At 71.0% G+C, this 13,705-nt stretch carries 13 protein-coding genes; 7 read left to right on the forward strand and 6 right to left on the reverse strand.

Annotated elements, in window-relative coordinates:
* Positions 1–131: 131 nt before the first annotated feature.
* The 4 genes from DXK32_RS05620 to pedF all read right to left on the reverse strand — a co-directional run bounded on the left by DXK32_RS05620 (position 132) and on the right by pedF (position 3,374).
* Positions 132–1,076, reverse strand: coding sequence for a quinoprotein relay system zinc metallohydrolase 1 (locus DXK32_RS05620; RefSeq protein WP_114857613.1), 945 nt, complete (start codon positions 1,074–1,076; stop codon positions 132–134).
* Positions 1,073–1,900, reverse strand: coding sequence for a quinoprotein dehydrogenase-associated SoxYZ-like carrier (locus tag DXK32_RS05625; protein ID WP_114857614.1), 828 nt, complete (start codon positions 1,898–1,900; stop codon positions 1,073–1,075). The genes DXK32_RS05620 and DXK32_RS05625 overlap by 4 nt, the downstream gene beginning before the upstream one ends.
* A 158-nt stretch (positions 1,901–2,058) precedes the next feature.
* Entirely contained in the window at positions 2,059–2,919 is an 861-nt protein-coding gene (locus tag DXK32_RS05630; protein WP_114857615.1) for a transporter substrate-binding domain-containing protein, read from the reverse strand.
* A gap of 11 nt (positions 2,920–2,930) precedes the next feature.
* Complete coding sequence (gene pedF, locus DXK32_RS05635; RefSeq protein ID WP_114857616.1) at positions 2,931–3,374, reverse strand: cytochrome c-550 PedF; 444 nt, start codon at positions 3,372–3,374, stop codon at positions 2,931–2,933.
* 264 nt (positions 3,375–3,638) lie between these two features.
* Between pedF and DXK32_RS05640 the strand changes: the two genes are divergently transcribed.
* Genes DXK32_RS05640 through DXK32_RS05655 form a run of 4 tightly spaced genes read left to right on the forward strand, consistent with a single transcriptional unit; the run spans position 3,639 to position 7,386 of the window.
* A complete protein-coding gene (locus DXK32_RS05640; protein ID WP_114857617.1) occupies positions 3,639–4,811 on the forward strand; it encodes an ABC transporter substrate-binding protein in 1,173 nt (390 codons plus the stop codon).
* Between the two features lie 39 nt (positions 4,812–4,850).
* Complete coding sequence (locus DXK32_RS05645) at positions 4,851–5,819, forward strand: YVTN family beta-propeller repeat protein (RefSeq protein ID WP_114857618.1); 969 nt, start codon at positions 4,851–4,853, stop codon at positions 5,817–5,819.
* 20 nt (positions 5,820–5,839) lie between these two features.
* A complete protein-coding gene (locus DXK32_RS05650; protein WP_114857619.1) occupies positions 5,840–6,580 on the forward strand; it encodes an ABC transporter ATP-binding protein in 741 nt (246 codons plus the stop codon).
* The gene (locus tag DXK32_RS05655; protein ID WP_114857620.1) at positions 6,577–7,386 is read left to right on the forward strand and encodes an ABC transporter permease; all 810 of its coding nucleotides are present in this window, start codon (positions 6,577–6,579) and stop codon (positions 7,384–7,386) included. The genes DXK32_RS05650 and DXK32_RS05655 overlap by 4 nt, the downstream gene beginning before the upstream one ends.
* 10 nt (positions 7,387–7,396) lie before the next feature.
* Here DXK32_RS05655 and DXK32_RS05660 read toward each other — a convergent pair whose 3' ends face one another.
* On the reverse strand, positions 7,397–9,061 hold the full coding sequence (locus DXK32_RS05660) for an NAD+ synthase (RefSeq protein WP_114857621.1): 1,665 nt from the start codon (positions 9,059–9,061) through the stop codon (positions 7,397–7,399).
* A gap of 146 nt (positions 9,062–9,207) precedes the next feature.
* Between DXK32_RS05660 and DXK32_RS05665 the strand changes: the two genes are divergently transcribed.
* The 3 genes from DXK32_RS05665 to DXK32_RS05675 all read left to right on the forward strand — a co-directional run bounded on the left by DXK32_RS05665 (position 9,208) and on the right by DXK32_RS05675 (position 12,483).
* Entirely contained in the window at positions 9,208–10,776 is a 1,569-nt protein-coding gene (locus DXK32_RS05665) for an FAD-dependent oxidoreductase (protein ID WP_114857622.1), read from the forward strand.
* Positions 10,777–10,903: 127 nt separating this feature from the next.
* Entirely contained in the window at positions 10,904–11,899 is a 996-nt protein-coding gene (locus tag DXK32_RS05670) for a hypothetical protein (protein WP_114857623.1), read from the forward strand.
* A gap of 134 nt (positions 11,900–12,033) precedes the next feature.
* The gene (locus DXK32_RS05675; protein ID WP_114857624.1) at positions 12,034–12,483 is read left to right on the forward strand and encodes a nuclear transport factor 2 family protein; all 450 of its coding nucleotides are present in this window, start codon (positions 12,034–12,036) and stop codon (positions 12,481–12,483) included.
* 50 nt (positions 12,484–12,533) lie between these two features.
* Here DXK32_RS05675 and DXK32_RS05680 read toward each other — a convergent pair whose 3' ends face one another.
* Entirely contained in the window at positions 12,534–13,688 is a 1,155-nt protein-coding gene (locus tag DXK32_RS05680) for a serine hydrolase domain-containing protein (protein ID WP_247876993.1), read from the reverse strand.
* Positions 13,689–13,705: the final 17 nt, after the last annotated feature.

Below are 13,705 nucleotides of genomic sequence, written 5' to 3' on the forward strand. Positions count from 1 at the left end.
GCGGCATCGCGAAGCCCCTATCCTTCTGACAATAAAGCAGTTTACCGGCGCCCTGACTGGGGTCCATTGGCAAATAGTCGAATGGGCGGATCGTTCTTCTGGCCCCGGGAAATGTTTCATTGAGAAGGGCGTCAGTTGACCCGCGGCAGGATTGTCCGCTCGATCCGCGGCCAGAGGTGGGAGACGGAGCGGCGGTACTCCTCGCGCAGCACGCCCATCCCGGCGAAGCGCTCGGGGATCGGCGCGTCGAGCAGCTCGGCCATGTCGGCTCCGGCCTCCGCCCGTTCGCGCAACGTGCTGTCCAGCCAGCTCAGCCAGTCGCGGGTCTGGGCGATGGCCGCCCTGTTGGCCGCCGTGTCGGTGCGGATGCGCCCGTGGTTGGGCACCAGAACCGTCACCTCCAGCGCGTCAAGGGCATCCAGCGCCGCCAGCCATTGGCCGATGTCGGCGTGGGGCGTCGTCGGCGTCCGGTCGGAGAAGACGACTCCACCAGCGAACAGAACGCCCGTCGTCTCGTCCAGGATGGCGAGATCGGCGACGGTGTGGCCCTCCAGCGGGATCAGCCGCAGCCGGTGCGCGCCGAAGACGACGGTGGAACCATAGACCGTCTCGGTCGGGACCAGCGGCTCGGTCCCGCGCATCCAGTCGCCGACGAGGCGGTACATGTTCTCGGTCATCCCCGGACCCTCGGTCTTGATGCCCTCGATGGTGCCGGGCAGCGCGGCGATGGGCACGTCGGCGAAGGCGCGGTTGCCCAGCCAGTAGTCGGGGTGCAGGTTGCTGATGAAGACCTTGCGGATCGGCTTGTCGGTGACCGTGGCGATGGCCGCGCGCATCTCCTCGCCGAAGCGGCGCGACGGGCCGGTCTGGATCACGATCACCCCGTCGTCGGTCACGATGAAGCCGGGGTTGAGGATGTTGCCGCCGTTGGTGCGGGTGAAATGCTCCCGCGTGCCCTCGAAGACCCAGGTGTCCGGGGCGATGGCGACAGGCTTCAAATTATAGGTCAGCGGGCCGGCGGCCCAGCCGGGCGCGGCGGAGACGAGCAGCAGGAGAAGGGCGGCGAGCGCTCTCATGGCAGCGCTCCCTGGATCGCCCCTTGGACCCAAGGGAGTGGAATGGCCGCCTTGACCTCGCCGCCCTGGTTGTCGCGCCCGTCGAGCGTCAGGCTGCGCGCGCCCGCTCGGGGCTGCACCTCCAGCGTGAAGACGGGATTTTCGGACAGCGGCTCCGCGGTCTGGAGCCGGGCCAGCGCCCGTCCGTCGGCGTCGCGCAGGGTCAGCGCCTCGATGAAGTAGGCGGGGATGCCGGCGACCAGACCGGTGTCCATGGGGTGGCGGACGAGAAAGCGGACGCGCGTCGCCTTGCCCTCCCCTGTCGGAGCCCAGGCGCGGCCTTGCACCTCGCCCACATGGTCGGCCCAGTCGGCGGCGGCGTAGGTGGCGGGCGGCGCGGTGCAGCCGCCGCCCGCCGCGTCGAGCAGCTTGCCGCCGATGTGCCAGACACCGTCCGGCGTGCGGGCGGCGGCGCGCAGCGGTGTCGCCTGCTGGACCTTGAAGCGCGTGGCGATCACCGGCTTCGCCGCCAGCGGCTGGAAGCGCAGGATGACCGGGAAGGGGTTGAGGTCGGCGAACAGCACCATCTCCTCCACCGCGCCCAGTGCCGTGGCGTCGGCCATCACCGGGACGGCGGCGGCGTTCTCGGCGTTGTCGGGGGCGGTGACGGTCACCCGCTCGTCGAACTGCACGGGGGCCGTTCCGAACAGCTCCGGCCGCAGCACGTCCCACATGACGGAGGCCAGCGGGTCGGCGGGGTCCGGCGGGCCGGCCAGGGCTGGGCCGCCCAGGGCTGGGCCGGAGAGCGCGGCCAGGAGCGCCGCGGCGGCGAGATGGCGGTTCATGGCGGTTTCCCCCCTCCCTTGCGTCGTTGTTCTTGTGTGGGCTCTTGCCCCCTCCCTAACCCTCCCCCGCTGCGCAGGGGAGGGGACTGCCGCCGCTCCGCCCCAAATCCCCTCTCCCGCGAGAGCGGGGGAGGGCTAGGGAGGGGGCCGCAGACGCGTCACTCCACCGGAATCGCGTTGTGCGTCACCCCATGCCTGCGGAAAATCTCCGGCAGCGTTCCGTCCTCCAGCAGCGCCGTCACCGCGTCGCCCACCGCATAGGCGAGGTCGCGGGAATTCTCCTTCACCGCCATGCCGATGTCCCAGCTCGACGCCATCATGCCGGGGAAGGTCACCGGCGTGATCGGGAAGCCGGCGGCGCGGTCGCCCAGCGCGGCCTCCACCTGGCTCTGCGTCGCGACGACGGCGGCGACGTCGCCCTTGACCAGGGCCTCGACCGCCTCGGGGATCGTCATGTAATGGACCAGCCGCTCGCGCAGCCGCCCGCCGAAGGCCCCCAGCAGGTAGAAGTCGGGAATGCTGTCGATCTCCACCCCCACCGGCTCGTCGGGCAGGGAGGCCAGCATCGGCTGGGTCATGCGCATCGGGTTGCGGGCCAGCGCGAAGCCCTCCCGCTGGTAGGGGCCGAACAGCACGGCCTCCGGGTTGCGCAGCCCGAACTCCTTCTGATAGGGCACATGCATCATCACGTCGGCCACGCCGCCCCCGACGACCGGGCCGCGCCACACCGCGTTGCGCAGGTCGTCCGACACGGCCTCCCCGGCGGTCAGCTCCATGAACTCGACGCCGACGCCCAGCCGCCCGGCGATGGCGCGGGCAAGGTCCACGTCCACACCGACCAGGGCGCCGCCCTTGCGGTGGGAGAAGGGCGGGTTGTCGCGGTAGACCGCGACCATCAGCCGCCCGGCGGCCACCACGTCGTCCAACGGGCGCGCGCCGGCGCGCCGGGGGAGGACCCCGGCGGCCAGCGCGGCGGCGGCGAAGGACAGCAGGTGGCGCCGCGTCGGAAGCGCCCTCATTCCAGGCGCCGTCATTCCTCGTGCACCGTCTCCAGCCACGACCGGATCGCCCACAGCGCCTCCTGGCCCAGCGCCTCTCCGAAGCGCGGCATGTAGGTGACGCCGTTGCGGATCGAGCCGTTGGTCACCCGCTCCTTGAACCACTCGTCCCCGGCGTCGCCCTTCTCCAGATAGCGCAGGTCCGGCGCGATGCCGCCCGACACCGCGCCCAGCCCGTGGCAGCGCGCGCAGTTCTGGTTGAAGGCGGAGGCGCCGATCTCGATCGCGCGCGGGTTGCCGCGGTAGGGGTTCGCGTCGCGCCAGTCCTCGCCCAGCTTGTCAAGGCCGGTGGTGTCCACGGCCTGGGGGGTCACGTCGCCATGGGCGAAGACCGTGGTGGGGACAACCGTGGAGGCGACGGCGGCCGCGCCGGTCAGGAAACCGGCCATCGCGAGCCGGAGAAGCCGTGCGTTCATAAGGGGCGTCCTCATTCAGAGAAGATGCGAAGGGAGCGTTGTCCGTTGCCCCGGAGCATAGCGGGCGGTCCGCGACGCCAATAATTGGACTTTGGTAGCAACCGTGCGCGACGCCCGCCGCGATCGGATCGAAACGACGTTTTCCGCCCGCGCAATCGTACCAAAGTTGCATTCCGGGACGCCGCCCGGCGGGGATACCCTGGTCTCCCGAAACCAGGCGAGTGCAAACCCGCGATGCGTTTCAGCCTTTGGTTACCCTCCTTGATGCAGATCGCCTTGCTGGCCGGCGGGCTGTGCGCCTCGCCGGCCGCCTTTTCGCAGGAGGCGGCGCCAACGGACCTCTCGACCGTCCGCATCGCCTACCTGACGCAGGAGGTCGAGCATCCCCCCGCCCTGTCCAACCTCGACGAACCGCCCGCCGACGAAGGGTTGGCCGGCGCCCGTCTCGCCGTGGCGGACAACAATTCCACCGGCCGCTTCCTCAAGCAGCGCTTCGATCTGGAGGCGGTGACCGTCCCCATCGACGGCGACCCGGCGCAGGCGCTGCGCGACCTCGTCGCCGCCGGGCACCGCATCGTCGTTCTGGACCTGCCCGGCGAGACGCCCGGCGCGCTGGCCCGCCTGCCGGAGGCGGCGAACCTGCTGCTGTTCAACGCCGGCTCGACCGACGACAGCCTGCGCAACGCGCTGTGTGCGCCCAATCTGCTGCACACGGCCCCCGACCGCGCCATGCTGGCCGACGCGCTGGCCCAATATCTGGCGGTCAAGCGCTGGACGAAGTGGCTGCTGATCGTCGGCACCCGGCCAGAGGACCGGCTCTACGCCGCCGCGGTGAAGCGGGCGGCCAAGCGCTTCGGCGCCGAGGTGGTCGAGGAGAAGACCTGGAGCGAGGACCACGACGCCCGCCGCACCGCCCAGGCCGAAATGCCGGTCTTCACCCAGGGCAAGCGGCACGACGTGGTGATCGTCGCCGACGAGATCGGCGACTTCGGCGACTACGTCCTGTACCGCACCTGGGAGCCGCGCCCGGTTGCCGGCACGCAGGGCCTCGTCCCCACCAACTGGCACCGTGCCCACGAGGCGTGGGGGGCCGCGCAGCTCCAGTCCCGCTTCAAGGCCGCCGCCCAGCGCACCATGCTACCCCGCGACCACGCCGTCTGGGCCGCCATCCGCGCGGTGGGCGAGGCGGCAACCCGCACCCGCTCCACCGATCCGGCGGCGCTGGCCGCCTACATCCGCGGGCCGGATTTCACGCTGGCCGCCTTCAAGGGCGTGCCGCTGTCCTTCCGCAGCTGGGACGGGCAGCTCCGCCAGCCGGTGCTTCTCGCCGCCGACCGCTCGCTGGTGTCCGTCTCGCCGCAGGACGGCTTCCTGCACCCCAGGACCGAACTCGACACGCTGGGCCACGACCAGCCCGAAACGGGTTGCCGTCGCTGACCTTTCCCAACCGCTTCCGCCGATAAGGACGCCGCCCCGATGACCACCGCCCGCTCCCTTCTCCTCGCCGCCCTGCTGGCCGGCTGCGCCGTTCCTGCTTTGGCGGAGACCGTCTATGTCTCGAACGAGAAGGACAACACCCTGTCCATCATCGACGGCGCGACCCTGACGGTAACGGAGACGGTGAAGGTCGGGCGGCGCCCCCGCGGCATCACGCTGAGCGCGGACGGCAAGCACCTCTACATCTGCGCCAGCGACGACGACACGGTGCAGGTGATGGACCTCGCGACCAAGAAGATCCTGCACAACCTGCCCTCGGGCGAGGACCCGGAGCTGTTCGCCCTGCACCCCGACGGCAAGCACCTGTTCATCGCCAACGAGGAGAGCAACGTCGTCACCATCGTGGACGTGCCCAGCCGCAAGGTCGCCTATCAGGTGGATGTCGGCGTTGAGCCGGAGGGCATGGCGGTCAGCCCCGACGGCAAATGGGCGGTGAACACGTCGGAGACGACGAACATGGTCCATTGGATCGACACCGAGAAGCGCGCCGTCGTCGACAACACGCTGGTCGACGCCCGCCCGCGCTACGCCCAGTTCAGCAAGGACGGCGGCCGCCTGTGGGTGTCGGCGGAGATCGGCGGCACCCTCTCGGTGATCGACACGGCCAGCCGCAAGGTGGCGCAGACCATCCGCTTCAAGATCAAGGGCGTGCCCCAGGACCGCATCCAGCCCGTGGGCATCAAGCTGACCGACGACGGGCGCTACGCCTTCGTGGCGCTCGGCCCGGCCAACCATGTGGCGGTGGTGGACGCCCAGACCTTCGCGGTGAAGGACTATCTGCTGGTCGGCCGCCGCGTCTGGCAGCTCGACCTGTCGCCCGACCAGAAGCGGCTCTACGCCACCAACGGCGTGTCGGGCGACGTGTCGGTGATCGACGTGGACAGCCTGAAGGTCGTCAAGTCGATCAAGGTCGGCCGCTACCCCTGGGGTGTGGCGGTCAAGGGCTAAGCGGGTGAAAGGGTAAGGGCATGGCGGAACCGGCGCTGTCGATCGAAGGGCTGAGCTACGCCTACGGGCGCGGGACCTTCGCGCTGAAGGACGTGTCGCTGGCGGTCGGGGCGGGGTCCTTCACCGCCCTGCTCGGCCCCAACGGGGCGGGCAAGACGACGCTGTTCGCGCTGGTCACCCGCCTGTTCGAATCGCCGGGCGGCACCATCCGCATCGGCGGGATCGACCTGCGGCGGGAGCCGGCCCGGGCGCTGGGCCGCATGGGGGTGGTGTTCCAGCAGCCCACGCTCGACCTCGACCTGACGGTGCGGCAGAACCTGCTCTATTTCGCCGCCCTGCACGGCATCCCCCGCCGCACCGCCGAGGCGCGGGCGCGGGAGTCGCTGGAGCGGCTGGGCATGGCGGAGCGCATCGGCGAGACGGTGCGGGCGCTGAACGGCGGGCACCGCCGCCGGGTGGAGCTGGCCCGCGCCCTGCTGCACGAGCCGGCCCTGCTGGTGCTGGACGAGCCGACCGTCGGGCTGGACGTCCCGGCGCGGCGCGCCATCGTCGAGCATGTCCACGCGTTGTGTCGGGAGCGCGGCATCGCCGTGCTCTGGGCCACCCACCTGATCGACGAGATCGGCGACGGCGACCGCGTGGTGGTGATCCACCGCGGCCGGGTCCGCGCCGCCGGGCCGGTGACGGAGGTGAACCGCGCGACCGGGGCGGACACGCTGACCGAAAGCTTCACCCGGCTGACGGCGAAGGAGGCGGCGTGACGGCTATTGCCCATTACACGCGCGCCCTCGGCGGGATCGTCGGGCGCGAGGTGCTGCGCTTCGTCCACCAGCGGGAGCGCTTCCTGTCGGCCCTGGTCCGGCCCCTGCTCTGGCTGTTCGTCTTCGCGGCGGGCTTCCGCGCGGCGCTGGGCATCGCCATCACCCCGCCCTACGAGACCTACATTCCCTACGAGGTCTACATCGTCCCCGGCCTCGCCGGGATGGTGCAGCTCTTCAACGGGATGCAAAGCTCGCTGTCGATGGTCTACGACCGCGAGATGGGCAGCATGCGGATGCTGCTGGTCAGCCCCCTGCCCCGCTGGTTCCTGCTGACGGCGAAGCTGCTGGCCGGAACGGCGGTGTCGATCCTCCAGGTCTACGCCTTCCTCGCCGTCGCCTGGGTCTACGGGGTGCAGGCGCCGCCGCTCGGCTACCTCACGGTCTTGCCGGCGCTGGTGGTCAGCGGGCTGATGCTGGGCGCGCTGGGGATGCTGCTGTCCTCGGCCATCCGCCAGCTGGAGAATTTCGCGGGCGTGATGAACTTCGTCATCTTCCCGACCTTCTTCCTGTCCACCGCGCTCTACCCGCTGTGGAAGATGCAGGAGGCCGGGGAGCTTCTGTATGTTCTGTGCACCGTCAACCCCTTCAGCCAGGCGGTCGAGCTGATCCGCTTCGCGCTGTATCTGGACGTGAACCTGCCGGCGCTGGGCTGGACGGTGCTGGCGCTGGCGCTGTTCCTCGGCGGCGCGATCTACGGCTACAACCCGGCGCAGGGCTTCCTGGCGCGCAAGACCGGCGGGGAGTAGGAGGCTCCCCTCACAGGAGGCTGCCGAAGCCGTTGGTGATCGGGTAGCGGCGCTCGCGGCCGAACGGGCGCCGGGTGATCTTCGGACCGGGAGGCGCCTGACGGCGCTTGTATTCGGCCGCATGCAGCATGCCCCAGACCGCGTTCACCACCTCCGGTGCGTGCCCGCGGGCGACGATCTCCGCGGCGCCCAGGTCCTCCTCGATCAGGCAGCGCAGAATGTCGTCCAACGCCTCGTAGGGCGGCAGCGTGTCCTGGTCGGTCTGGCCGGGACTCAGCTCGGCGGTCGGGGCCTTGACCAGCACCCGCTCCGGCACGACGCGGCCCGCCGGGCCGAGCGCCCCCTCCGGCACATGGGCGTTGCGCCAGCGCGCCAGCGCGTAGACCGTGGTCTTGTAGACGTCCTTCAGGACGGCGAAGCCGCCGCACAGATCGCCGTAGAGCGTGGCGTAGCCGACCGACATCTCCGACTTGTTGCCGGTGGACAGCACCATCGGGCCGAACTTGTTCGACAGCGCCATCAGCGTGACGCCGCGGGCCCGCGCCTGGATGTTCTCCTCGGCCACGTCCGGGTCGCGCCCGGCGAAGGCCGGCCGCAGCATCCGCTCGAACGCCTCCATCGCCGGCAGGATGGGCACGGTGTCGAGCCGACAGCCCAGCAGCTCCGCCGACTCCGCGGCGTCCTCCTGGCTCTCCGGCGCGGTGTGGGGCGAGGGCATCATCACGCCATGCACCCGCCCGGCGCCCAGCGCGTCCACCGCGATGGCCGCCGCCAGCGCCGAATCGATGCCGCCCGACAGGCCGAGGATCACGCCGGGGAAACGGTTCTTGGTCACATAGTCGCGCAAGGCCAGCACCAGCGCCGCGTAGACCGCCTCCAACTCGTCCGGCGGGGCGACGCACTCCGTGTCGGCGCAGCTCCACACATCGTCCTCGCCACGCTCCCAGCGGGTGATCAGCAGATGCTCGGCGAAGGCGGGGGCCTGCGCGACCAGCCGGCAATCGGCGCCCAGCGCGAAGCTGGCGCCGTCGAAGACCAGCTCGTCCTGCCCGCCCACCTGATTCACGTAGAGCAGCGGCAGGCCGGACTCGGTGACCCGCCGCACGGCGAGCTGCACGCGCTGGTCGTGCTTGCCCAGCTCGAACGGGCTGCCGTTGGGGACCACCAGGATCTCCGCCCCGCTTTCCGCCAGCGTCTCGATCACGTCGCTGGACCACATGTCCTCGCAGATAGGAACCCCCAGCCGCACGCCGCGGACGTTGATCGGGCCGGGCAGCGGGCCGGGGTCGAAAAGGCGCTTCTCGTCGAAGACGCCGTAGTTCGGCAGGTCCACCTTGAAGCGGGTCGCCGCGATCCGCCCGCCGTCGAGCAGCAGGGCGGCGTTGTGGCGTTTGCCTCCGTCGCGCCAGGGCGCGCCGACCAGCAGGGCCGGACCGCCGTCCGCCGTCTCGGCGGCGAGTTCACGCACGGCCTGTTCCACCACGTCCAGGAAGAAGGGCTTCAGCACCAGATCCTCCGACGGGTAGCCGGTCACCGCCAGCTCCGGGCAGACCATCAGGTCGGCGCCGCGCGCGGCGGCCTCCGCCCGCGCGGTGCGGATGCGGTCGATGTTGGCGGTGATGGCGCCGACGGTCGGGTTGATCTGGGCCAGCGCGATGGAAAGGCGGTCGGTCATGGCGTCGTCGTCCGGTGAAGCGGCGGATCGGCGACACCGTAACAGCCGGAGCCCGGAGGCGGAAGCGGCGCACGGCCGCAGCGGAACCGCGCCACCGCACGCTGTGTTGCCGGAAGGACAGGACGCCAACAGAAGGATGACCGGTCATGCAACAGTCCGGGCAGGGTTCCGGTGCCACGACCTCCGTCTGGATGGACCGCGGCGGGGCCGCGATGCCCGCCGGGACCGTCGCCCCCACCGCCGCGGCGCTGGGCGCCCTGCAACCCGACGTGGTCGTCGTCGGGGCGGGCATCGCCGGGGTGACCACGGCCTATCTGCTCCAGCGCTCCGGCAAGTCGGTTCTGCTGCTGGACGACGGGCCTCCCGGCGGCGGCGAGACCGGGCGGACCACGGCGCATCTCTCCAACGTCATCGACGACCGCTTCGCCGAGATCGAACGGCTGCACAGCGAGTCCGGCGCCCGCATGGCGGCGGACAGCCACGGCGCCGCCATCGACACCATCGAGCGGATCGCCCGCGAGGAAAACATCGACTGCGGCTTCGCCCGGCTCGACGGCTATCTGATGCTGGCGCCGGGGCAGGACCCCGCCGGGCTGGACCGCGAGCGCGACGCCGCCCGCCGCGCCGGGCTGGACGATGTGGAGCGGCTGGACGCCCCGCCCATCCGGCACCCCGGCCCCTGCCTGCGCTTCCCCCGGCAGGCGCGCCTCCACGCTCTGGACTATCTGGCCGGGCTGACCCGCGCCTTCCTGACGCGCGGCGGCGCGCTGTCCACCGGGGCGCATGTCTCCACCATCCGGCAGGACGGGGAGCGCGTGCGCGTCGAGGCCGGGCCGGACCACGCGCTGGTCGAGGCCGATGCGGTGGTCGTCGCCACCAACTCCCCGATCAGCGACCGCTTCGCCATCCATTCCAAGCAGGCGCCCTACCGCACCTACGCCATCTCCCTGCGGGTGCCGAAGGGCAGCGTGCCCGACGCCCTCTATTGGGACACGCTCGACACCTATCACTATGCGCGGCTCCAGCCGGAGGCCGACCACGACCGGCTGATCGTCGGCGGCGAGGACCACAAGACCGGCGAGGCCCGCGACATGGCGGAACGCTGGGCCGCGCTGGAGGCCTGGACGCGCGCGCATTTCCCCCAGGCCGGGGCGGTCGAGCACCGCTGGTCCGGGCAGGTGATGGAGCCCTTCGACGGGCTGGCCTTCATCGGCCCCGACCCGGCCTATGGCAGGCGGGTCTTCATCGCGACCGGCGACAGCGGCATGGGCATGACCCACGGCACCATCGCCGGGCTGGTCCTGTGCGAACTGATCCACGGCGGCGGCAGCCCGTGGGCCGCGCTGTACGACCCCGGCCGCAAGATGACCAGCACGCTCGGCATCTATCTGCGGGAGAATCTGGACTTGGCCCGCCACTTCCTGCCCTACGTCCAGGGGCCGGAGCTGGAGGGCGAGGACCGCATCGAGCCCGGCCAGGGCGCGGTCCTGAAAGCGGGCGTCTGGCCCGTCGCCGTTTTCCGCGACGAGTCGGGGGCGTTGCACCGCCGCTCGGCCATCTGCCCCCATCTGAAATGCGTGGTGCGCTGGAATCCCGGCGAGCGGAGCTGGGACTGCCCCTGCCACGGCTCCCGCTTCGCGGTGGACGGGGCGGTTCTGAACGGCCCGGCCACCCAGCCCCTCGCGCCCGTGGAGGACTCCGCAAGCAAAAACTGATAAAATCCTTCGAAACCGAAGAGTTTCGACCGGACGTTGCAGGAGCCCTGCGACGAATTAACCTGTGGTAAAGGACTCCGGTACGATCATACCCTTACGGCGAAACGATCACGCGCGGGAGGCGGCGATGTATTACTCGGAAATGTCCGGACCGACAGGGACGACCAGCACGGTCCTGCAACAGGCGAACAACGCCAAGAAGGCAACCGAGAGCAAGGCCGCGGACGGCGCCAAGGCCGCCACCACGACCACCGCCACCACGGCCGACGCCGCGACTCCCGCGAAGAGCGCCAGCCCGGCCTACACGATCAGCCAGTCGATGGAGAACCTGCTCGACAACCTGTCGGGCAAGAAACCCGCGGCGGCGGGTGCCGATGGCGCCAGCGCCGGTGCGGCGGGCGACACGGCCGCCGGCGGCAAGACCGGCGCCCAGGCGATGGCCGACCGGGCCAAGCAGGCCCAGGAGATCATGCAGCAGGCGCTGGAGCAGTCCAAGGGCCTCTCCGGCCTGTTCGAGAAGGCCATCGACAACATGGCCGGCGACCTCGGCAGCCTGCTCGGCGGGCTCGGCATGTCGGACGACGACGTGAAGGGCGCCGTCGGCGATTTCGGCAGCGCCATGAAGGACAAGCTGAAGTCCATGGACTTCAGCCAGATGGGCATGAGCATGCAGGAAGCCCGCTCGCAGTGGTCCATCGAGTCCCGCGGCATGGAGCTGACCATCCAGGACGGCGACAAGTCGGTCCGCATCTCCTTCGCCAAGTCCACCCTGGACTTCACCCGCGAGGACCGCGGGCTGTCGGCCACGCTGAACGCGGACGGCTCGGGCAGCGCCATGTTCTCCGCCGCCTCGACCAAGGTGTCCGGCAAGGCCACCGGCATGATCGTGCGCGCCAACGGCTTCAGCGACGACGAGATCAAGGGCGTCCTGGAGAAGCTGAACGGCATGGCCGCGAAGGGCGGGATGAAGGGCCTCGGCGCCCTGACCCCGACCAAGAGCGCCGATGGCGTGATGCACCTGAACCTCGACCTGTCGCAGCCCATCCCCGGCCTGACCGACGGCAGCGCCGCCAAGGGCGCCGCCGCGGCGGACACGGCCCCGAAGGTCGACATCAAGGCGTGAGGCGGGGTGGGCCGTTTTCCCGGAAGGGGCGCCCGCAAAAGGGGTGCGATCTGTGATAACGGGGGCCGGCGCTTGCCGTCGGGCCGGCTCCCTGTATAGAAGCGGCTTTCGCTGTTTCGGAGATTCGCTTCCCCATGACCGACCGCCCCACGACCGGCCGCCCCACGACCGACCGCGATGCCGTGCTGGCCGCGAACCGGGCTTTCTACCAAGCCTTCACCGGGCGTGACTTTTCCGCCATGGACCGGCTGTGGGCCTCCCGCCTGCCCGTGTCCTGCATCCATCCCGGCTGGACCATCCTGTTCGGCCGGGAGGCGGTGGTGTCGAGCTGGCAGGACGTGCTGCGTTCCCCCCGCGGCCCGGCGGTGCAGGCGCGCAACGAACGCGTCAGCCTGTATGGCGAAACCGCGGTCGTCCTCTGCGAGGAGATCGTGGGAGACGCCGTTCTGGTCGCGACCAATCTGTTCGCGCGCGAGGACGGCGAGTGGCGGCTGGCCCACCACCAGGCCGGACCGGTCGCCGAACCCGCCTCGCAGATCCTGACGCCGTCCGACCGCCTGCCCCCCGGCGGTCTGCTGCACTGAGCGCGGTCCCTCTTTTCCCCTCCCGCGCTCAACGGGCGTTCAGCGGGCGTTCAGCGGCGCTCCGCCGCCCTCTCCAATTGCCAGATCAGATCGCCGACCACCCGGTCGGCGGTGGTTCGCTCGGGATCGCTGTTGGTCAGGGCCACCGCGGCCCAGCGGTGGGCGCGTGAGAAGGCGATGTAGGCGTTGAAGCCGCCGGTGGAACCGGAATGCCAGAGGATCGGCGTGCCGTCCGCCGCCCATGCGACGAACCAGCCAAGCGCCATCGCCCCCTGCCCCAGCGCTCCCGGATCGCGCAACGTCCGCCCGTCCACCTGCACCGACTGGGCGAGCGCCAGCGTCGCGGCGGTCTCGTCGTCGCAGGCGGCCTTTCCCAGGCCGGTGCAGTCGCCCATGTTGGCGCGCAGCCAGCGCAGCAGGTCGTCGGCGGTGGAATAGAGGCCAAAGGAGGGCTGCATGGCCGGCGCCTCCCAATCGGGCACCACCTGCCCGCGGGCGTGGCCCACCGCCTTTCGGGCGCGCTGCCCGGCCGTGGGCGCCAGCGTGGTGTCGGTCATCCCGAAACGGTCGGTGACCACCCGTTTCAGCAACGTCTCGTAGGGAATGCCCGACGCGGTGGACAGCGCCTCCCCCAGCACCGCCATCCCGACGTTGGAGTAGCGGAAGCGCGTGCCCGGCGGCACCGTCAGGCTGAAGCCGGACAGCCACGCCCCCACCTCCTCCCGAGTCAGCGGCTTGTAGGGGTTGCGCGGGTCCTCCAGCCGGCTCCAGGAGAAGCGCGGAGTCTCCGGCACGTTGGGCAGCCCCGCCGTGTGGGTGGCGAGGTCGAGCAGGCGGATTGGCGTACCGTCGAAGTCCGGGGCGTGGACCGGCTTGGGCAGATGGCGGGCCAACGGGTCGGTCGGGGCGACGCGCCCGGCGCGGATCAGCTCGGCCAGGATGGTGCCGGTGAAGGGCTTGGTCAGGGAGGCGATCTGGAACAGGGTGCGCCCGTCCGGCGGGCCGCCGTCGGGCCGCCCGCTGTCGCCGCGCCCGACGACGAGGCTGCGCCCGTCGCGGATCACCCCGACGACGATGCTGCCCGCCCCCGCCTCCTCGAGACGGCGGTCGGCCAACGCCGTCACCGCCTCCCGAAGACGGTCCGGGGGCACCGCGTCCGCCGGGGCCGGGGCCGTCGCCCAGACGGTGAGCGCAAGAAACGACACGACACCGAGCACCGGCC

Origin of the sequence: Azospirillum brasilense, assembly GCF_003349955.1 — a bacterium.
GTDB classification, from domain to species: domain Bacteria; phylum Pseudomonadota; class Alphaproteobacteria; order Azospirillales; family Azospirillaceae; genus Azospirillum; species Azospirillum brasilense_B.

What these genes read in the sequence shown, in the direction of transcription:
- DXK32_RS05620 (WP_114857613.1), bottom strand. Translation starts at nt 1,076, where the DNA reads ATGAGAGCGCTCGCCGCCCTTCTCCTGCTGCTCGTCTCCGCCGCGCCC.
- DXK32_RS05625 (WP_114857614.1), bottom strand. Translation starts at nt 1,900, where the DNA reads ATGAACCGCCATCTCGCCGCCGCGGCGCTCCTGGCCGCGCTCTCCGGC.
- DXK32_RS05630 (WP_114857615.1), bottom strand. Translation starts at nt 2,919, where the DNA reads ATGAGGGCGCTTCCGACGCGGCGCCACCTGCTGTCCTTCGCCGCCGCC.
- pedF (WP_114857616.1), bottom strand. Translation starts at nt 3,374, where the DNA reads ATGAACGCACGGCTTCTCCGGCTCGCGATGGCCGGTTTCCTGACCGGC.
- DXK32_RS05640 (WP_114857617.1), top strand. Translation starts at nt 3,639, where the DNA reads ATGCAGATCGCCTTGCTGGCCGGCGGGCTGTGCGCCTCGCCGGCCGCC.
- DXK32_RS05645 (WP_114857618.1), top strand. Translation starts at nt 4,851, where the DNA reads ATGACCACCGCCCGCTCCCTTCTCCTCGCCGCCCTGCTGGCCGGCTGC.
- DXK32_RS05650 (WP_114857619.1), top strand. Translation starts at nt 5,840, where the DNA reads ATGGCGGAACCGGCGCTGTCGATCGAAGGGCTGAGCTACGCCTACGGG.
- DXK32_RS05660 (WP_114857621.1), bottom strand. Translation starts at nt 9,061, where the DNA reads ATGACCGACCGCCTTTCCATCGCGCTGGCCCAGATCAACCCGACCGTC.
- DXK32_RS05665 (WP_114857622.1), top strand. Translation starts at nt 9,208, where the DNA reads ATGCAACAGTCCGGGCAGGGTTCCGGTGCCACGACCTCCGTCTGGATG.
- DXK32_RS05670 (WP_114857623.1), top strand. Translation starts at nt 10,904, where the DNA reads ATGTATTACTCGGAAATGTCCGGACCGACAGGGACGACCAGCACGGTC.
- DXK32_RS05675 (WP_114857624.1), top strand. Translation starts at nt 12,034, where the DNA reads ATGACCGACCGCCCCACGACCGGCCGCCCCACGACCGACCGCGATGCC.